Source organism: Saccharospirillum alexandrii (genome assembly GCF_043641555.1).
In the GTDB taxonomy this organism is placed as follows: domain Bacteria; phylum Pseudomonadota; class Gammaproteobacteria; order Pseudomonadales; family Natronospirillaceae; genus Saccharospirillum; species Saccharospirillum alexandrii_A.
This window is the reverse complement of the sequence record NZ_JBHZRJ010000003.1, coordinates 871,562-890,144: the sequence shown is the minus strand read 5'-3', so window position 1 is coordinate 890,144 and position 18,583 is coordinate 871,562. Positions and strand designations below refer to the sequence as shown.

The window sequence follows — 18,583 nt, the reverse complement described above, 5'->3', positions numbered from 1 at the left end:
CGAAACCGGCACGCCCCATCCCGCCCTACTGGACCGAGAGCGAGCACCATGACCGCACCCTTTTCCCTCGATGATCTGGAAAGTACCGACGAATTCATTCGCCGCCATATCGGCCCAGGCCCTGGTGAGCAAGCGGCCATGCTTGACGCTGTCGGCGCCGACAGCCTGGATCACCTGACTGAACAGATTGTGCCCGGTGCCATTCGCCTCAACTCGGATCTGAACATCGAACGAGCCACCAGCGAACAGGACGCACTCGATTACCTGCACGCCATGGCCCGCCAGAACAAGGTGTTCAAAAGCTACATCGGGCTTGGCTATCACGACACCCTGACGCCGAATGTCATTGCCCGTAACGTGCTGGAGAACCCGGGCTGGTATACCGCTTATACGCCCTACCAGCCGGAAATTGCCCAGGGCCGCCTGGAAGCGCTGATCAACTACCAGCAAACCATCAGTGATTTGACCGGCATGCCTCTGGCCAATGCCTCCCTGCTCGATGAAGCCACAGCAGCGGCGGAAGCCATGGCGATGGCGCACCGCTGTTTGCGCAAGGCGCCGGGCAACGTTTTCTTTGTCGATGAAAACGTATTGCCGCAGACGCTGGCAGTGATCAAAACACGCGCCCGTTACATGGGCTTCGAAGTGATGACCGGGCCTTTGGAGCAGGCTGCCGAGCAACCGGTGTTCGCTGCCCTGCTGCAATACCCTGGTGCCAATGGCGAGATTCGCGATCCGGAGCCGGTGATTGAAGCCCTGCACGCCAAGGGCGCGCTGGCGGTGGTGGCGACTGATCTGATGGCCCTGCTGATGCTCAAATCACCCGGCGAGATGCAGGCCGACATTGTGCTGGGTAACTCCCAGCGCTTTGGTGTACCGCTCGGTTATGGCGGCCCTCATGCCGCGTTTTTTGCCACGCGCGATGAGTTCAAACGCAACATTCCAGGCCGGCTGATCGGCGTCTCCAAAGATACCCATGGCAAGCCAGCGTTGCGTATGGCGCTGCAAACGCGTGAACAGCATATTCGCCGTGAAAAGGCTAATTCAAACATCTGCACCGCCCAGGTGTTGCTGGCCAACATGGCCGGATTCTATGCGGTCTACCATGGCCCTAAAGGTCTGAAACGCATCGCCCAGCGCATTCACCGGCTGACCGGAATTCTGGCCGAAGGGCTGGAAGCAAAAGGCATTCACATCGTTAACAGCCACTTTTTCGACACCCTGACCATCGACCCCCAGGGCAACCGCGAATTGATTCTGGAGCGGGCTGCTGCCAAGCAGATCAACCTGCGCGAAGATGCGGCAGGCACCCTGGGCGTCAGTTTGCATGAGTGTGCCAGTCGGGAAGATGTGGAAGACCTGTTCGATGTATTGATGGGTGACCACGATTTCAATGTGGCCGACATCGACGCCCAGATCACCGAACATGGCACCACCTTTTTGCCAGAGACACTTGAGCGTGAATCGGATTACCTGACCCACCCGGTGTTCAACAGTCATCACAGTGAAACGGCGATGCTGCGCTACCTGAAGCGGCTTGAGAACCGGGACCTGACGCTGACCCACAGCATGATTTCTCTGGGCTCCTGCACCATGAAGCTGAACGCGACGGCGGAGATGATTCCGGTCTCCTGGCCGGAATTTGCGCGCATTCACCCCTTTGCGCCCCGTGCCCAGACCAAGGGTTACCGGGTATTGCTGGAAGAACTGGATACCATGCTGCGCGCCATTACCGGGTTCGATGCGATCAGCATGCAGCCCAACTCGGGCGCTCAGGGCGAATACGCGGGTTTGCTGGCGATCCGTCGCTATCAGGAAGCCCAGGGGCAGGAAGGTCGCCACATCTGCCTGATTCCGCAGTCAGCGCACGGCACCAACCCGGCCTCGGCCCAGATGATGGGCATGACGGTGGTGGTCGTTAAGACCGACGAGGCGGGCAATGTGGACGCCGAGGATCTTCAGAAGAAGATCGCCGCTGCTGGCGATGAACTCAGTTGCCTGATGATCACCTACCCTTCGACCCACGGCGTTTATGAGGAGGGCGTTAAGGCCCTGTGCGATGCTGTGCATGCGGCCGGTGGCCAGGTGTATATGGACGGTGCCAACCTGAACGCTCAGGTCGGCGTTACCCGCCCGGCTGACATCGGTGCCGATGTCGCTCACCTGAATTTGCACAAGACTTTTGCGATTCCCCATGGTGGCGGTGGCCCGGGCATGGGGCCAATCGGCGTGCGATCACACTTGGCGGACTATCTGCCCGGTCACAGTGTGATGGCCAATGCGACTGGCCTCGCCGCTGAGGGCGCGGTCTCGGCGGCGCCCTTTGGCAGCAGTTCCATTCTGCCCATTTCCTGGATGTACATTCGCATGCTGGGCGCGCAAGGTTTGCGCACGGCGACTCAGGTGGCGTTGTTGAATGCCAATTACCTGGCGCAGCAGTTGAAGCCGCACTACCCGATTCTCTACACCGGCCGCAATGACCGTGTCGCCCACGAATGCATTCTCGATTTGCGCCCGCTCAAGGCGGCCACGGGCATCACCGAGGTCGACATTGCCAAGCGACTGATGGACTTCGGCTTCCACGCCCCAACCATGAGTTTTCCGGTGCCGGGCACCTTCATGGTTGAACCGACAGAAAGCGAAAGCAAAGCCGAACTCGACCGGTTCGTCGATGCCATGGTCTCCATTAGAGCGGAAATCGATGCGGTTGCCTCGGGCGAGTGGCCGGCCGACAACAACCCGCTGGTCAACGCCCCCCATACCCAAGCCGATCTGATCGGCACCTGGGAGCGCCCCTACAGCCGGGAAACCGCCATCTTCCCGAGGCCCTGGGTCAGCCAGGCCAAATACTGGCCGAGCGTCAACCGGGTCGACGACGTCTGGGGCGATCGCAATCTGTTCTGCTCCTGCCCAAGTATGGAGAGCTATATTTAGGGCCGGTGGTTGCTACTTCTCGTGCCAGGAGCTCGTGTCGGCCACCGGGTAGACCTGTCCGGGGTCGGCGTAAACCCCTCCATGGGGCCTAGGCCACAGCATCCATTCTGTGGCCTACCCCGGACAGGCCTACCCGGCACCCAACACTATGTCGGTGGTTAAATTTGAAAATCTTTCCGGGTGTCGTTTATGAACCAGTCAATTTTTGACACCTATCCAAAGAATAAAAATGGAGCTTCTATGGAAATTATTCTCAGCATCATGGCATCAGACCGCCCCGGCATTGTCGAGCAAGTCGCCTCTGCAGTAGCCGATGCCGGCGGTAGCTGGCAGGAGAGCCGGCTATCGACCATGGCCGGTCGCTTCGCTGGCATTGTTCGGGTCAATCTTGATGCCGGCCAGTTGGAGACGTTACGGGCCAGCACTCAGGCCCTCGGCAGCAAAGGCTTGTCGATTCAAATTGAAGTGGGCGATAGCGAAGACACCACGCTGCACCAACACCGCATCGCTGTGGTCGGCAACGACCGCACCGGTATTGTCGCGGAAGTCACTCGCAAGCTTGCGGCGATGAACATCAATCTTGTGGATGTTCATACCGATGTCGAACCGGCGTCGATGAGCGGTGGTGTGTTGTTTCGAGCTGAGCTTGAACTGGGATTAACCGACGAGCAGAGCCTCGATAGTGTGATTCAGGGCCTGGAAGATCTATCTGCTGACCTTATGGTGGATGTGTTGGGTAGCGACTAAAACCTGACTCCAGGCCAAAAAAAAGCGACCCGAAGGTCGCTTTTTTTATTTCTGCCTATCCACTTAGCCGCGTGGTTCGCTGGCCAACCCTTTAAACAGGGAGACACAGCACAGCAGCAACACAATGGTAAAAGGCGCGCCCGTCGAGACGGACATGGCCTGCAGAGCCGTCAGTCCCCCCCCTAGAATCAGGGCAATGGCGACCAGGCCTTCAAAGGTAGCCCAGAACACCCGCTGAGGTGTTGGTGCGTTCACCTTGCCACCGGCGGTGATGGTATCGATCACCAGGGAGCCGGAGTCAGATGAGGTCACGAAGAAGACGATGACCAGCACAATGGCGATGAAGGAGGTGATCTGCGCCAGGGGCAGTACGTCGAGCATGGCGAACAGTTGCAGTTCCAGACCAGAGTTGGCGACGGCTTGGTAACCATCGTTGACGTACTGGCTGATGGCGGTGCCACCGAAAGCGGTCATCCAGAGGACACAGGCCGCTGACGGGATCAGCAGAACCGAGACCATAAACTCACGAACGGTACGACCACGCGATACCCGCGCGATGAACATGCCGACAAACGGTGACCAGGAAATCCACCAGGCCCAGTAGAAGGCTGTCCAGCCTTGTCTGAAGTTGTCGTCTTCACGACCAAAAGGCATCGACAGAGCCGGGATATTTTGTACATACCCCCAGAGGTTGCCGACGAAGCCTGTCAGAATAGCCAGAGTTGGACCGACCAGAATGACGAACAGCAACAACAGAACCGCCAGGCTCATGTTGATTTCAGACAAGCGCTTCACCCCGGCGTCGAGACCGGCCACGACAGACACCAGTGCAATGGCGGTAATGCCAATCACCAGCAAGACCTCCGTCGTCGCCCCCATCGGCACGCCAAACAGGTAGTTTAGGCCAGCACTGGCCTGTGAAGCGCCAATACCCAGTGAGGTTGCCAGACCGAACAGTGTCGAGAACACGGCCAGAATGTCGATGACATGCCCCGGCCAGCCCCAGACACGCTCGCCAAGCAGCGGGTAGAAGATGGACCGTACGGTCAGTGGCAGCCCTTTGTTGAACGAAAACAGAGCCAGCGCCAGTGCCAGTACGGCGTAAATCGCCCAGGGGTGAAGACCCCAGTGGTAGATCGTTGCGGCCATGCCCAGACGTTGTGCAGCCGCTGCATCACCTTCAGCGCCACCAAGAGGTGCCCAGTCGGTACGAACGCCGCCTTCAGTCGCGATGCCACCCAGAGACGAACTAAAGTGCGACATGGGTTCGGAGACGCCGTAAAACATCAGGCCAATGCCCATGCCGGCGGCAAACAGCATTGAGAACCAGCCGAGGTAGCTGTAATCCGGTGTGGCGTCGGTACCGCCAATGCGTACCTTGCCCATGGGCGATACGATCAGAAACAGACACACCAGAACGAAGATGTTACCGGATATCAGGAAGAACCAGTCCAGATTACCCGTCAGCCAATTCCGTAAATTGCTGAACATGGGGCCCGCACTGGTCTGGAATGCCAGCGTCAAAATGACGAAGGCAACGACTGAAAGGCCGGAAATCAGGAAAACACGGTTATGAATATCGAGCCCGAAAGGCCCGATATTCATCTTGATGTTGTCCTGACCGATCTGGTAGTCGGTGTCGATGGCATCTACTCGCCCATCGGGCGGTATCATGTCGGTATTTTCTGTCATAAAGGTTCCCTACTGTCAGATTGGGATCAAGAGTTAAGGCAAACGGAGGCCATTAGCGCAGCTGCGAACACTGCCAATACCGTTTACATACAACACACGTGGCGACTATCGACTGCACGGCTCTAGTTCGACAAACACTCAGGGCCGGGCGCTACAACGGTTGTTTGTCGCTGACAGGTCGCACGTTGGGGGTGTAAACCACCCTACTAACGTTTCGTGCACTAAAGACTAACGCACTGACACGCTCCATACAACCCATTGACAGTCACACCACTCGCAAAATAGTTGTTGTGATTGGTTATGCGAGCACGACTCGATGGTAAAACCAGCGTTCAAAAAAAAAGCGCCCGTAGGCGCTGTTTTCTGATCAATTCCCGACATTTCCAGTCAGTTGTTGGTGATGGCTTCATCTTTTTTCGCCGACATAGTCTGTCCGAACTGCAATTCGGCTAACCGCCGATATAGGGGAGACTGTGTCAGCAACTGGGTGTGCGTGCCTTCAGCAACGATGCGCCCCTGATCCATCACCACGATTCGATCGGCCCCCTGAACCGTCGCCAGCCGGTGCGCGATGATCAGGGTGGTCCGTTGCTTCATCAGTTTCTCCAGTGCTTGCTGAACCTGATATTCGCTTTCTGCATCCAGGGCGCTGGTGGCTTCGTCGAGCAGCAGCAGATCGGGGTCTTTCAAAATGGCCCGGGCGATGACCAGGCGTTGCTTTTGGCCGCCACTGAGTCGCACACCGGCCTCGCCCAGATCGCTGGCAAACCCCTGTGGCAGGGCTTCAATAAACGCCATGGCGTTGGCCGCTTCGGCCGCCGCCAGCACCTCGGCATCGGACGCATCGGGCCGGCCATAGCGGATGTTGTGCCAGACATCGTTGCTGAACAGCACGGGCTGCTGGGGCACCAGGCCGATATGCTGGCGCAATTCGGGTAACGGCAGCGCCCGAACATCCTGCCCCAACAAGGTGACCGAGCCCTGTTGCGGGTCGTAAAAGCGCAGCAGCAGCTCGAACAGAGTGGATTTGCCCGCACCACTCGGGCCGACCAGCGCCACCGTCTCGCCGCGTTTTACGGCCAGGCTGACCTCACTCAGTGCGTTGGTTTCAGGCCGGCTCGGGTAACTGAAGCTGACGTTGTTCAGGGTCAGGTGATTCTCGGCTTCCTGGTCGAGAGGCCCGGCTTCAGCGGGCGATACGATGATCGAGGGCTCAGCCAGCAACTCCATCAGGCGCTCGGTGGCACCCGCCGCCCGTTGCACTTCGCCGTAAACCTCCGACACCCCGGCGACACCAAAGGCCACCATGACCGCATAGAACACAAAGGCGGCCAGCTCGCCGCCGCTCATGGTGCCTGTCATGACATCGTACCCACCGACCCAGACCATGGCCGCGATAGCGGTGAAGGCCAGCAGAATAACGACCGCCATCAGGATGCTGCGCTGACGAATACGCTGGCGGGCAACGTCCAATGCGGCATCGACTTCCACCTGAAAGGCTGCCTTTTCGAAGGGCTCACGGGCATAGCTTTGCACGGTTTTGATCTGGCGGATGATCTCGCCAGCGTAACTGCCTACGTCGGCGACGGTGTCCTGGCTACGCCGGCTGAGCTGGCGCACTTGCTTGCCCATGTACAACACGGGGATAAGCACCGCAGGCACCCCCAGCAGCACGACCAGAGACAGCTTGAGATTGGTGATGAGCAACATAACCAGGCCACCGGTCACCGTCAGTGCGTTACGCAAGGCAAACGACAGGCTGGACCCGATAATGGACTGCAGCAGGGTGGTATCAGTTGTCAGCCTCGACATGATGTCGCCACTGGCGTTTTCTTCAAAGTAGCTCGGATGCATGTGCACCAGGTGAGCAAAGACATCGGCTCGCAAATCCGCCGAGACGCGTTCACCGAGCCAGGTGACCAGATAAAACCGAACAAAAGTACCCACGGCCATGGCCACAACCAGCACCATCACAAACCCCAGGGTGCGATTCAAGGCACCGAGTGATTCAGCCAGTATGCCCTGATCGATCACCAGGCGTACGCCCTGGCCCAGTGCAAGCGTCAGGCCCGAGGTGAGCACCAGGGCCGCAGCGGCGCCCAGCATTAAATGACGATAACGTTTCAGATAGGGCCACAGCTGGGCCAGAAACCCGAAGGGGATGGCGGCAGATACCGGGCCAGACCCGGGCGCGGTACCGGGGTGTCTGGCGGCAGACGGCTCAGTAGCGTCGGCGATGACCTGAGGGTCTTGGGGTGAACTCACGGGCAATTCTCCTGATCGATTCCCGTCAAGTCAGGTCTAAGGGCCAGGAATACAAGGTCAACCGGGCAGAATGTGACTTTCAGCCAGCCGGTCGACCCGCACAGACTAAGTCAGGGCCGCTGCAAGTCACCAAGGCCGCGTTCAACAATGCGGTCGGTAATGGACGCCAATGCGTCCGAGGTCGATTTAGTGCCGCGCAACACCTCATGAATTTCACCGGACACATAGCGGGAAACGTACTTGTAGGTACGACCGGTGGCTGATGAGGGCCTCACCGCCACGTTTTCCAGCGCCCGGCCAACGGGTTCGAACACGGCGTTGCCCTGCGTCAGTTCCGGCTCGTTATACAGCGCCGACCGGGTCGGCAGATACCCGAAATCAGCCCGTCGGCGCTGCTCGGACTCGCTGGTCAGAAACCGCACCAGGTCGGCCGACAGTGCTGGGTAGCGCGTGGCCTCGGTTACAGCCAGCTGCCAGCCTCCCAGGGCCCCACTGGGCATGCCCGAGTCGCCTTGCGGCAACACCGTAACACCCACGTTCCCGGACACCGCCGACTCGGGCTCGTTGGCCAGGCGCCAGGCGTAGGGCCAGTTGCGCATAAACAAGGCGTTGCCCGCCTCGAACTGCGCCCGGGCGTCTTCTTCCTGGTACTCCAGTACGGCGGGCGGCGAAATGGTGTCGATCCAGCCAGCGGCCTGATCGATAATACGGGCGGCACGGTCATTATCGAGCGTCACCACGCCCTGAGTGCTGACTACGGTTCCAGCATCGCTGCTGACCAGCCATTCCATGACATTGCAGGTCAGCCCTTCATAGTCGCTACCCTGCCAGACATACCCCCAGAAGTTCCCGTTCTGCGAACGCTCTCCAAGCTGCACATCGGTGGCAATGGTCTCCAGCTCATCCCAGGTCTGGGGTACCGGGTGACCGTAGCGATCGAGCAGATCTTTGCGGTAATACAACAAGCCGGTATCTACGTACCAGGGCATCGCTATCAACCGGCCATCGACGGTGTTATTGGCCATTAAATTGGGGAAGAAGGCGTCGGTGTCTGGCACATAAGGCGATAAATCCAGCAAATACTCACCCAGCAACCCCGGCCAGATCACATCGATCTGAAACACATCGACGGTGTTGTGGCGTTCGCGCAGCAACAGCTGATACATCGCCAGTCGCTCGGTCGAGGACTGGGGTGTGGCGACGACATCAACACTGTGCCCGGTCTGTTCGGCCCAGCGGTTGGCGCCGTCAATACACACCTGGCGTTCTATGCCGACGGCACCGCAGGCGATGGTCAGTTCCACGGCCAATGCGGGGGCAGACAACAAGGCAGCCGCGACTGTGGCGGCCCCCAAACAGGGAATCACTGTGTTTTTCATGGTTGCGCTCTCTTGTTTTTATGGTTTTAGCGGGCACTGCGGGCCAGCATAACGATGGGAGACCACGACTCGGGCTGTTAAGAACACCCATATAGCCGGCTCTTAATCGTTTAAGATGGAGTATATCGCAAAATAAAAGTCATTTGATCCCTAAACACCGTTCTGCGAAGGTGGAATCTTATTAAGGCGTAGTGGAGCAGCACGACATGACACAGGCACTGATGACCCGGGAAGCACGGGAATCGCTTAATTTATCGACAAAACGCTGGTTTGAAACGGAGCTTGAGATTGAACTCGGGCAGTTTGAATGCGAATCGGTGATCGACTATTTCATCGAAGCGCTTAAACCGGCCTTGCATAACCGGGCCATCGCCCAGGCACTGGCCATGATGCAGGAGCACCATGCCCGCATGGAAGACGACCTCTATGCGCTGGAAGAACCGGAGGTCTGAGCCAGGTCCGACAAATCGGGTGCTGCCTCGCACTGGTTGGCCTGAAAATGTGAGCTCAGCACAGGGTAAGCGCCAATCAGCTGCTGTAACCGGGGCAGTGACCCGGTGGTCAGCAAGCGAGTGCTGCCCTGCCCCCACTCGGCGCTGCCAGCCCGGCGGGCCACTTCACCGGCGATGGCCTCACCGGTGTCAATCAACTGCACTTGGCTACCCAGCAGCCGCTGCAACCGGTCTTTCACCAGCGGATAATGGGTACAGCCCAACACCACGCGATCGACACCGGCATCGGTCATTGCGGTGGTACACCGGGCCAGTATGGCATCGATCCGCTCGGTATCCGGCCCCAGTTCAATGGCATCAGCCAGGCCCGGGCACGGCTGATTAACGACACAGGTGTTGGGGTTGAAGCGGGAAGCAAGCTGCTGATAGCGGCTGGACGCCAGGGTGTTTTCGGTGGCGAGAATGCCAATGGCGCCACTGCGGGTACCGAGGGCAGCCGGTTTGATACCTGGCTCGACACCAATGATGTCGAACGGCAAGCGCTGGCGCAGGGCATCAACACAATGCGCCGTGGCTGTGTTGCAGGCGACCACCAATACGGTGCAGCCCTGGGCGATCAGCCAGTCGGCAATGCGGTCGCAGCGTTGCTGCAGCAACTCGGTAGACTTGGCCCCATAGGGAGCAAACGCCTGATCGGCAAGGTACAGCAAATCGGCCTGTGGCAGCCGCTGACGAATCCATTGCAATACCGTCAGGCCACCAATGCCCGAATCAAAAACCCCTATCACGCTAGCGTTCGCCCCTGTTTAAGCTCAGGGCAAGCCTAAGGCTTGCCCTTTCGCTTGTAAACGGCGTTATAGCAGCGCCAGTGCGTCTTTGGGTGCCAGGTACTCAAGCCCCTGGTCATCCGCCACGCTCTTGTAGGTCACTTTGCCACGGCAGACGTTCAGTCCGTTGAGCAAATGCACATCATCCTGCATGGCTTGTTTGGCCCCTTTGTTGGCCAGAGCCAGGGTAAACGGCAGGGTTGCGTGGTTCAGTGCCATAGTCGAGGTACGGGCGACGGCACCCGGCATGTTGGCAACACAGTAGTGCACCACTTCGTCGACGACATAAGTCGGTTCAGCGTGGGTGGTCGCTTTGGAGGTTTCAAAACAACCGCCCTGGTCGATGGCCACATCCACGACCACTGCACCTGGCTTCATCCGTTTGATCATATCGGCCGTGACCAGCTTCGGCGCAGCTGCACCGGGAATCAGCACCGCGCCGACCACCAGATCGGCCTCCAGAACATGTTGCTCAACGCTTTCGCGCGTGGAGTAGACCGTGCGGATCTTGTTGCCGTATTGCTTATCGAGCTCACGCAGGGTGTCGATGCTTTTATCCAGCACGGTAACGTCCGCACCCAGACCGACCGCCATGGCAATGGCGTTCTGACCAACGACACCGCCGCCGATGACCGTGACCAGTGCCGGTGCCACACCGGGCACCCCCCCGAGCAACAGACCACGACCACCCTGGGCTTTTTCCAGACAATGGGCACCCGCCTGAATGGACATGCGACCCGCCACTTCCGACATGGGCGCCAGCAAGGGCAAGCGGCCGGAACGATCGGTAACCGTCTCATAAGCAATGCAGGTGGCGCCCGATTCAATCAGGTCGTTGGTTTGCGGTACATCCGGTGCCAGATGCAGGTAGGTAAAGAGGGTGTGATGCGATTTGAGCATCTTGCGTTCGACCGCCTGAGGCTCCTTAACCTTGACGATCATCTCAGCCCAGTCGAATACACCGGCGGCCGTGTCCAGTATTTGGGCACCGGCGGCCTGATATTCCTCGTTACTGAAGCCGATTGCTGCACCCGCCTGGGTTTCGACAGCGACTTCATGGCCATTGTGAACCAGCTCGCGCACAGCGGTCGGGGTCAGGCCGACGCGATATTCGTGGTTTTTTATCTCTTTGGGGACGCCTACTCGCATGGTCTTCTCCTGTACGTCAATGGCTAGAGTCGTTTTAATTTAAGAACGCTGGGGACCAAATCAGTATAGAAAAAAAAGGGCGGGTGAGTGGCACTGAATTTACCACCAAAAACAGGGCTTATTACCAGAAAAACAAACAGATACGATGAAGCAACCGCCAAAACCCGCTAATTACAGCGATATATACTGCCAGGACTCATGGGGAGCGGCGTTAGCCCTTACCGATCCAGCCGCGCAGCCGGCCCAGCAGGGAGTGCTGGCGCAGCATTCGATCGGCACGGTGCTGGTAGAAACAGGCGCTGTAGAGCGCTTCTGTCAGTTCAATGGGGGCAATGGGCCGATTGAATCGCACCCGAAAGCGGCGATCGGCCTCGACCAGCAGGCGTTCGCAGGCACGATTGTCGGGCGCGTCGAAGTCGTGCATGCGGTGAGGTTCGTCGAAACGGATGCCGCGCTGATCAAACTGCTCGGCAAACCATTCAATCATCTGCTGGCGTTGTTCCATAATCGAAGCCCTGGTACTAGACCGCGACCGGCGCTGCATCCCGAACCGACTGTCGTTCAATCAGGCGCGGGGTAAATCGCAACGGCTGGTCGGCACTGGCGAATTTACTGTCGAGCTGATGCATGACAATACGGGCCGCTAGAGCCCCCATTTCATAGACCGGGTAACGAATGGTGGTCAGTCTGGGGTTCAGCAGGCGGGCGAGAATCACGTCGTCGAACCCAACCACTGATATTTCTTCCGGTACCCGGTGCCCTGAATCCTGCAGCATGGTAATGGCACCGGCAGCCATGGCGTCATTGTAAGTAAAAACCGCGGTAACACCCAGGTTGCGACTGACAACCTCAGCCATGGCATTGTGACCACCCTCTTCATCCGGGAAGGTTCGCACCACCTTGCGCTCATTAAAGGGAACGGAGAATTCCTCAAGGGCGCGCCGGTAGCCGTGCACCCGGTCGGCACCGTCTTCAATCGCGATGTTGGTGCCAATGTAGGCGATGTCCCGGTGGCCTTTCGACAATAAATGCCGCGTTGCCAGATAGGCGCCATATTCGTTGTCGAGATAGACGCAGCGATGTTCCCAGCCGCGAATCAGCCGGTTCACAATGATGATGGGAATATCGAGTTCGAGCAGGCGCACCAGCTCATCATCGGGCAAGGCCTTGGAGTGAATAACCAGAGCGTCGCAGCGACGGTCGAGCAGGAAACGGATTGAATCCCGCTCTTTATCGATGTGGTGATAGCCCGCCGTTACGATCACATGCTTGCCACTGTCGTGCACGACGTGATGCACACCCGCCATCAGCGCACCAAAGAAAGGGGAGTCAATTTCACCCACCAGCAAACCGACGCAGTCGGACCGGCTGTTGACCAGGGCACGCGCCAGAGAGTTGGGTCGGTACTGCAATGCTTCCATCGCGGCCAGTACGGCCTGGCGTTTATCGGGCACGACCGATGCCGAGTCGTTAATGACCCGTGAAACCGTCGACACCGATACCCCTGCTGCTTTCGCAACATCCTTAATGTTTGCCAATGCCCTACTCTCCTGAACCGCTTTGAGTATGAATCAAGTTTGACCGCTTTTCTGAATTGATACAACGCGCGCTGGAGCTGTGGCAACCAATTCAATCTTGAAAACGTTTTCAAATACGATAAACTGCAATGCAAAGAATAACAGGAGGCTGCAATGAGCGCCCATTCCTTCAACCCGAGCGATCATCCGCACAGGCGGTTCAACCCCCTGACTGAAGACTGGGTACTGGTCTCTCCGCACCGTTCCAAGCGGCCCTGGCAAGGGCAGACCGAAGCGGTCAATGAACCGGAACTGCCCCACCACGACCCGAATTGCTACCTGTGCGCGGGTAACACGCGAATTTCCGGCGACCGTAACCCGGACTACACCGATACCTTCGTTTTTGGAAACGATTTCGGCGCTCTTACCGCCGACACACCCGCCTATGAAACAGAGCAAGACCCGCTGATGCAGGTTCAGGCCGAACAGGGTGAGGCCCGGGTGCTGTGTTTCAGCCCGGATCATGCACTGACGCTGCCGCAAATGTCGGTGCCGGCCATTGGCAAGGTGGTCGATACCTGGGTCGAGCAACTGGAGGAACTGGGCAGTCGCTATCGCTGGGTGCAGCTGTTTGAAAACAAGGGCACGGTGATGGGTTGCTCGCAACCACACCCGCACGGCCAGATTTGGGCCAGCAATGGCCTGCCCACCCTGCCTGCCCGGGAGCACAGCGCCCAGCGCGATTACTTTGAACAACACGGTCGCCCCCTGCTGCTCGACTATGCAGACCGGGAAACCGCTGACGGCAGCCGCACTGTGGTCAGCAACGACCACTGGATAGCCGTGGTACCGTTCTGGGCCAGCTGGCCGTTCGAGACATTGCTGATGCCACGCCAGCACCGGCGCCACCTGACGGACCTGAACGCCGATGAAAAGCACGCGCTTGCCGACATACTCAAGCGCCTGACGACCCGTTACGACAACCTGTTTGAGACCTCCTTCCCCTATTCTATGGGATGGCACGGTGCCCCCTGCGATGGCAATGCCAACGACCACTGGCAGGTGCATGCGCACTTCTACCCGCCCCTGCTGCGCAGTGCCACCGTGCGCAAGTTCATGGTCGGCTATGAAATGCTGGCTGAACCGCAACGTGATCTAACGCCCGAGCAAGCGGCCGAACGGCTGCAAACACTCAGCGACATCCACTACCGGGAACAACGCTAATGGATTTGTACACCACTGCCCGCCAGGCCTTCGAACGGCTCTATGGCACCGCCGCACACCATCACTTTCGGGCACCGGGTCGGGTCAACCTGATCGGCGAGCACACCGACTACAACGATGGCTTTGTGTTGCCGGCAGCCATTGATTACCACACCTGTATTGTTGGCAACCCGCGCGAAGACCGGGTTGTCAATCTGGTGGCACTTGATCTGAATGAAGCCCGCTCCAGCTTCCATCTGGATGAGCCCATCGAGCACGACGCTGCTGCCCCCTGGTCCGATTACCTGCGCGGTGTCTGCGATGTACTGCGCAAGGCGGGTTACCAGCTCTGTGGCGCTGATTTACTGGTCACCGGTAATGTGCCCCAGGGCGCTGGCCTGAGTTCATCGGCTTCACTCGAAGTGGTGACTGCCCGCGCCATGACCCAACTGGCCGGGGAAACCCTCAGCGGCACCCAAGCAGCCCTGTTCAGCCAGCAGGCTGAAAACCAGTTTGTCGGTTGCCAGTGCGGCATTATGGATCAGTTAATATCGGCCCGCGGACAACAGGGCCACGCCGCCCTGATCGACTGCCGTAGCCTGACCACCCAGCCGGTACCCATGCCTGCGGATGCGGCCATCGTCATCATCAACTCCAATGTGAAACGCGGCCTGGTCGACAGTGAATACAACCAGCGCCGGTTACAGTGCGAAGCCGCCGCCCTGCACTTGCAGGTACCGGCCCTGCGCGATGCCACACTGGCACAGCTGGAGCAAGAAAGAGACGGGATGGACCCGGTCACCTACCGCCGGGCCCGTCACATCATCACCGAAAACGAGCGCACCCTTGCAGCAGCCGACGCCCTGGCCCAATCGGACTGGCCGCGAATCAGCGAATTGATGGCCGCCAGCCATGCCTCGATGCGAGATGATTTCGAAATTACCGTGCCGCCCATCGATGGATTGGTGGCCATGATTGCCGACCTGATCGGTGACCAGGGCGGTGTTCGCATGACCGGAGGCGGTTTTGGTGGCTGTGTCGTGTCGCTGGTGCATGAGCACCAGGTCGAGTCCGTCATCGAGCGGGTAAACCAGCGCTACGAGGCCGAATTTGGCATCAAGCCTACGGTCTACGTCTGCCACCCGGTCGATGGTGCCTACCCGGACTGACCACAAAAGCCAGCGCCGGGATGGACTTGCCCGGCCGCTGCTTTCACAATACGGCGCATATTCACATTAACCAAAGACGTCAAGGTTACTATGGTGCCAATAGTCCGCGTCGACTACCAATGCTGGCTCTGTGGGGTCGGGCGGAGTGCCGCCCACTCAATCCATCCATGGAGCCTAGGCCGCAGCATCCTTGCTGCGGACTCCCCCACAGAGCCAACATTGGCACCCGCCGCTCTTAATCTGGCAAATTTAAGACTCGAGTGACAATAAATAAATCAACAACAAATCTGGAGCCCCCTGTGACCGTCACCCCAATCAACTCTGAAGAAACCATTGGCGCCCTCAGTGACGGCCGCGCCGTTAAAGCGTTCACGCTGCGCAACAAAAACGGAAGCGAAGCCCGATTCTACAACCTGGGGGCGGCATTTGTGGGCTTTCGATTACCAGGTATGGCGGATAACGAAAACCTGGTTCTGGGTTGCGACACGCTAGAGGCTTTTATTGCCCAGAACGCCAACTTTGGCGCGACCATTGGCCGCTACGCCAACCGCATTGGCCATGGCAAAACCAGCGTCAACGGTCAGGCATTGGATCTGGAGTGCAACAGTGGCGGGCATCATCTGCACGGTGGCTCACACGGCTTTGGTCATCTCATTTGGGACAGCCAGATCAACCTGGAAAACGACGAACCCAGTCTGATTTTCACCCTGACGTCACCTGACGGCGATGCCGGCTACCCGGGCGAGCTGACCATAACTCAGCGAATCCGACTAACGAATAAGGATGAGGTTGTCATCGACTACGAGGCAACCACGACGAAAACCACGCTGGTGAATCTGACCAACCATGCTTATTTCAATCTAGCGGGTGCGGCAGCAGGCTCGCTTAAAGATCATGAATTCCGGGTACACAGCGACACAGTAACCGACATCGATGACACGCTGCTGCCAACAGGCGAGCTGGTTAAGGTTGAAAACACGGCGCTGGATTTGCGCAACTGGCGCCCGATCGACCAGGCACTTGAAAGCCTGGGTGACCCCAGCCTCGCTCGGGCCGGCGGCTACGATCACAACTATGTATTTGGCAAAAAAATGGAAGGGCCACTGACGCTGATGGCCGAAGCCCGGCATGTACCCAGCGGTCGCTGGATGCGGTGTTCAAGTACCCTGCCCGGTGTGCAGTTTTACAGTGGCGGTTTTCTGGGCGGAACGCCGAAAAACGATACAGAGACTTATCAGCGCCATGGCGCTTTCTGCATGGAGCCGGGCGCTTGGCCCGATTCTCCCAATCACGATCACTTCCCCAATTGTACTCTGACCCCAGATCAGACCTACCGGGCCACTCTGGTGTTTGGATTCGGGCAGGATTGAAACCTCCGCAGCTAATGTAAGTTTCCGAGTTCGCTCCGTGTTAAGTATCAGGTGCCGGGCATCTCTGTCTGGGGAAGTCCGCAGCAAGGATGCTGCGGTCTAGGCTCCAGGGAGGGATTCACGCCGACCCCAGACAGGGATGCCCGGTGGCTGATACGAACTCATGGCACTAAAAAAACTCGAACTCGGAAACTTGAGCCTCCAAACGCTATGCAGTCAAGTTAGCAGACCGCTGGGCCTCACGCTCAGCCGCTTTGCGAGCCCGACGCTGTTCGATGCTTTCTTTGGCGTCGGCGCCAATGTGCGCTTCACCGCGCGCTTTGGCCAGTTGCACCTGGCGTTCGCGTTCGATAAAGCGCTGACGACGGTCTTCGGTTACCTTGTCGTAGCAATGCGGGCAGCTGACACCCGGTTCGTAATGGGCGTGGGCTTTTTCGATATCGGAAATGGGCATCCGGCAGGCGTGGCACTGGTCGTAACGGCCGGGTTCGAGGCCGTGTTTTACCGTGACCCGGTTGTCGAATACGAAGCACTCGCCCTGCCATAGGGAATCGGCTTCCGGAACGTTCTCCAGGTATTTGAGGATGCCGCCTTCAAGGTGGTATACCTCGTTGAAGCCCTGCTCTTTCAGGTAAGCCGTAGATTTTTCGCAGCGAATGCCGCCGGTGCAAAACATGGCCACTTTCTTATGCTTGGCCGGGTCGAGGTTCTGTTTTACATAGTCCGGAAATTCGCGAAAGGTTTGGGTGTGCGGGTTCAGCGCATTCTTGAAGGTGCCGATGGCCACTTCGTATTCATTGCGGGTATCGACCAGCACGACCTCGGGGTCTGAAATCAACGTGTTCCAGTCTTCGGGTTTTACGTAGGTACCAACCACATTCAGCGGATCGATGCCTTCAACACCCATGGTGACGATTTCTTTCTTAAGCTTTACCTTGGTGCGATAAAACGGCATCTCATCGCAAAAAGATTCTTTGTGGCTGAGACCGGCGAACGGGCCCTGGCTTTTGATCCAGCCAAGAAGGCGTTCTATGGCGTCCGGTCGGCCGGCGACCGTGCCATTGATGCCCTCGGACGCGAGCAGCAAGGTGCCACGAATGCCTTCCGCCTCCATCATATCCAGCAGGGGTTGACGGTAGTCGGCGTAATCTTTGAGACGAACGAAGTGATACATTGCAGAAACCGCAATGGTTTCTGCTACAGTGGTGTCAGTCATGAAATTTCCTATAGCGGGCTGGATCGCAAATCCAGAGCCACGGGTTAGTTGGGCGGAGAAGTTTAAGTGACCCGGGCCACGATTTCCACAGTCGTTCTTGCCGTTACAGCGTTCAAATTGTCGTTCTGACCCGCTAGACTGCGTTGTCAGGAGTCTTAAACAGGGCTGTTTAGCTTCGAAACTCCACACTGTTCGCTCGAGGATACTCACATGAAAAAAGTACTGATCGCTGCAACGCTCGCAGCCGCAACACTTGCCAGTACGGCCTATGCCGGTGGCCGCGGTGGCGCTGAGCTGGGCCTCGCCTCCTATGGCGGTGGCGTTGGTTTTATCGGCGCCATTGGTTTCCCCATCAATGTGCCCGCCCTGGAAAATAATGGCCTGAACACTTACGGCGAAATTGAGCTGGGTGTTGGCTTTAACGATGACGTGGCCATCGGCGGGGATCTGTCACTGGGTTTGCTGTTTCCGCTCGATACTGGCCTCGACATGTATGCGAGCCTGGGGCCGGGCCTTGGCGCTGAAGGAAATGGTGATGCAGACTTTGGTCTGGCCGCTGAAGTTGGTCTTAATATCCTGATCAGCAACCGGGTATTGTTTATCGAAGGCGGTGCTCACCCGGGTAATGGGTACTTCACGGTAGGCCTGCACTTCTAAGTAAGC

General features: G+C 58.2%; 15 protein-coding genes. 7 read left to right on the top strand and 8 right to left on the bottom strand.

Going from position 1 to position 18,583, the window contains the following annotated elements; translation table 11 throughout:
• Nucleotides 1-48 precede the first annotated feature (48 nt).
• Both gcvP and ACHUE7_RS14130 read left to right on the top strand, forming a co-directional pair.
• The gene (gene gcvP / locus ACHUE7_RS14135) at nucleotides 49-2,934 is read left to right on the top strand and encodes an aminomethyl-transferring glycine dehydrogenase (protein WP_394170546.1); all 2,886 of its coding nucleotides are present in this window, start codon (nucleotides 49-51) and stop codon (nucleotides 2,932-2,934) included.
• Nucleotides 2,935-3,174: 240 nt separating this feature from the next.
• A complete protein-coding gene (locus ACHUE7_RS14130) occupies nucleotides 3,175-3,681 on the top strand; it encodes a glycine cleavage system transcriptional repressor (protein ID WP_394170545.1) in 507 nt (168 codons plus the stop codon).
• Between the two features lie 63 nt (nucleotides 3,682-3,744).
• Here ACHUE7_RS14130 and ACHUE7_RS14125 read toward each other — a convergent pair whose 3' ends face one another.
• From ACHUE7_RS14125 to ACHUE7_RS14115, 3 genes are all read right to left on the bottom strand, one after another.
• Nucleotides 3,745-5,373, bottom strand: a complete 1,629-nt coding sequence (locus ACHUE7_RS14125; RefSeq protein WP_394170544.1) for a BCCT family transporter — start codon at nucleotides 5,371-5,373, stop codon at nucleotides 3,745-3,747.
• Between the two features lie 387 nt (nucleotides 5,374-5,760).
• Complete coding sequence (locus ACHUE7_RS14120) at nucleotides 5,761-7,638, bottom strand: ABC transporter transmembrane domain-containing protein (RefSeq protein ID WP_394170543.1); 1,878 nt, start codon at nucleotides 7,636-7,638, stop codon at nucleotides 5,761-5,763.
• Nucleotides 7,639-7,748: 110 nt separating this feature from the next.
• Nucleotides 7,749-9,017 (bottom strand): ABC transporter substrate-binding protein, encoded by a 1,269-nt coding sequence (locus ACHUE7_RS14115; RefSeq protein WP_394170542.1) that lies wholly within the window; start codon nucleotides 9,015-9,017, stop codon nucleotides 7,749-7,751.
• Between the two features lie 206 nt (nucleotides 9,018-9,223).
• Between ACHUE7_RS14115 and ACHUE7_RS14110 the strand changes: the two genes are divergently transcribed.
• Nucleotides 9,224-9,469: a DUF2164 domain-containing protein gene (locus ACHUE7_RS14110; RefSeq protein ID WP_348476522.1), complete on the top strand. Its 246-nt coding sequence runs from the start codon at nucleotides 9,224-9,226 to the stop codon at nucleotides 9,467-9,469.
• Here ACHUE7_RS14110 and murI read toward each other — a convergent pair.
• The 4 genes from murI to ACHUE7_RS14090 all read right to left on the bottom strand — a co-directional run bounded on the left by murI (nucleotide 9,442) and on the right by ACHUE7_RS14090 (nucleotide 12,983).
• On the bottom strand, nucleotides 9,442-10,257 hold the full coding sequence (murI, locus tag ACHUE7_RS14105) for a glutamate racemase (protein WP_394170541.1): 816 nt from the start codon (nucleotides 10,255-10,257) through the stop codon (nucleotides 9,442-9,444). The genes ACHUE7_RS14110 and murI overlap by 28 nt on opposite strands.
• 66 nt (nucleotides 10,258-10,323) lie before the next feature.
• Nucleotides 10,324-11,445 (bottom strand): alanine dehydrogenase, encoded by a 1,122-nt coding sequence (gene ald / locus ACHUE7_RS14100; RefSeq protein WP_394170540.1) that lies wholly within the window; start codon nucleotides 11,443-11,445, stop codon nucleotides 10,324-10,326.
• Between the two features lie 211 nt (nucleotides 11,446-11,656).
• On the bottom strand, nucleotides 11,657-11,950 hold the full coding sequence (locus ACHUE7_RS14095; protein WP_394170539.1) for a hypothetical protein: 294 nt from the start codon (nucleotides 11,948-11,950) through the stop codon (nucleotides 11,657-11,659).
• A gap of 16 nt (nucleotides 11,951-11,966) precedes the next feature.
• Entirely contained in the window at nucleotides 11,967-12,983 is a 1,017-nt protein-coding gene (locus ACHUE7_RS14090; RefSeq protein ID WP_127555626.1) for a LacI family DNA-binding transcriptional regulator, read from the bottom strand.
• Nucleotides 12,984-13,136: 153 nt separating this feature from the next.
• Here ACHUE7_RS14090 and ACHUE7_RS14085 point away from each other — a divergent pair, with 153 nt between their 5' ends.
• From ACHUE7_RS14085 to ACHUE7_RS14075, 3 genes are all read left to right on the top strand, one after another.
• A complete protein-coding gene (locus ACHUE7_RS14085) occupies nucleotides 13,137-14,186 on the top strand; it encodes a UDP-glucose--hexose-1-phosphate uridylyltransferase (protein WP_394170538.1) in 1,050 nt (349 codons plus the stop codon).
• Nucleotides 14,186-15,334, top strand: coding sequence for a galactokinase (gene galK, locus ACHUE7_RS14080; RefSeq protein ID WP_394170537.1), 1,149 nt, complete (start codon nucleotides 14,186-14,188; stop codon nucleotides 15,332-15,334). Before ACHUE7_RS14085 ends, galK begins: the two co-directional genes overlap by 1 nt.
• A gap of 299 nt (nucleotides 15,335-15,633) precedes the next feature.
• Complete coding sequence (locus tag ACHUE7_RS14075; protein ID WP_394170536.1) at nucleotides 15,634-16,704, top strand: aldose epimerase family protein; 1,071 nt, start codon at nucleotides 15,634-15,636, stop codon at nucleotides 16,702-16,704.
• 208 nt (nucleotides 16,705-16,912) lie between these two features.
• Here the strand turns inward: ACHUE7_RS14075 and trhO are convergent, their stop codons facing one another.
• Nucleotides 16,913-17,920, bottom strand: a complete 1,008-nt coding sequence (gene trhO / locus ACHUE7_RS14070; RefSeq protein ID WP_394170535.1) for an oxygen-dependent tRNA uridine(34) hydroxylase TrhO — start codon at nucleotides 17,918-17,920, stop codon at nucleotides 16,913-16,915.
• A gap of 210 nt (nucleotides 17,921-18,130) precedes the next feature.
• Here trhO and ACHUE7_RS14065 point away from each other — a divergent pair, with 210 nt between their 5' ends.
• Nucleotides 18,131-18,577 carry a hypothetical protein gene (locus tag ACHUE7_RS14065; RefSeq protein WP_394170534.1) on the top strand — a complete coding sequence of 149 codons (447 nt, stop codon included), beginning with the start codon at nucleotides 18,131-18,133 and terminating at the stop codon, nucleotides 18,575-18,577.
• Nucleotides 18,578-18,583 lie beyond the last annotated feature (6 nt).

What these genes read in the sequence shown, in the direction of transcription:
- gcvP (WP_394170546.1), top strand. Translation starts at nt 49, where the DNA reads ATGACCGCACCCTTTTCCCTCGATGATCTGGAAAGTACCGACGAATTC.
- ACHUE7_RS14130 (WP_394170545.1), top strand. Translation starts at nt 3,175, where the DNA reads ATGGAAATTATTCTCAGCATCATGGCATCAGACCGCCCCGGCATTGTC.
- ACHUE7_RS14125 (WP_394170544.1), bottom strand. Translation starts at nt 5,373, where the DNA reads ATGACAGAAAATACCGACATGATACCGCCCGATGGGCGAGTAGATGCC.
- ACHUE7_RS14115 (WP_394170542.1), bottom strand. Translation starts at nt 9,017, where the DNA reads ATGAAAAACACAGTGATTCCCTGTTTGGGGGCCGCCACAGTCGCGGCT.
- ACHUE7_RS14110 (WP_348476522.1), top strand. Translation starts at nt 9,224, where the DNA reads ATGACACAGGCACTGATGACCCGGGAAGCACGGGAATCGCTTAATTTA.
- ald (WP_394170540.1), bottom strand. Translation starts at nt 11,445, where the DNA reads ATGCGAGTAGGCGTCCCCAAAGAGATAAAAAACCACGAATATCGCGTC.
- ACHUE7_RS14095 (WP_394170539.1), bottom strand. Translation starts at nt 11,950, where the DNA reads ATGGAACAACGCCAGCAGATGATTGAATGGTTTGCCGAGCAGTTTGAT.
- ACHUE7_RS14085 (WP_394170538.1), top strand. Translation starts at nt 13,137, where the DNA reads ATGAGCGCCCATTCCTTCAACCCGAGCGATCATCCGCACAGGCGGTTC.
- galK (WP_394170537.1), top strand. Translation starts at nt 14,186, where the DNA reads ATGGATTTGTACACCACTGCCCGCCAGGCCTTCGAACGGCTCTATGGC.
- trhO (WP_394170535.1), bottom strand. Translation starts at nt 17,920, where the DNA reads ATGACTGACACCACTGTAGCAGAAACCATTGCGGTTTCTGCAATGTAT.
- ACHUE7_RS14065 (WP_394170534.1), top strand. Translation starts at nt 18,131, where the DNA reads ATGAAAAAAGTACTGATCGCTGCAACGCTCGCAGCCGCAACACTTGCC.